Source organism: Pseudoalteromonas aliena (assembly GCF_038155085.1).
GTDB lineage: Bacteria > Pseudomonadota > Gammaproteobacteria > Enterobacterales > Alteromonadaceae > Pseudoalteromonas > Pseudoalteromonas aliena_A.
The window spans coordinates 1-224 of the sequence record NZ_JBAKAU010000146.1; the positions used below are offsets into that span (position 1 = coordinate 1).

The following is a 224-nucleotide window of genomic DNA, read 5'->3' on the forward strand; positions in this document are numbered from 1 at the left end:
CTATACTTATAAAAAAATTTTGATTTGTGTTTATGCGCGCAATATTTCTGTTTTTAGCTTTATCTTTACCTCCGCTATTATTTGCAGCGCCAAGTAAATCCCTGCGCTGCGTAACTACTCACTACCCGCCTTTTACTATATTTGATGAGAAAAGCGATACGTTCACAGGGTTAGATATTGAATATTTAACCTTTATTGAACGTAATTTAAATATTAAAATTGAC

Annotated in this window: 1 pseudogene; it reads left to right on the top strand. The window is 32.6% G+C overall.

Annotation, left to right across the window (positions count from 1 at the left end):
• Positions 1-32: 32 nt before the first annotated feature.
• Positions 33-224, top strand: a pseudogene (locus V6260_RS18870) (substrate-binding periplasmic protein); the annotation flags it as partial.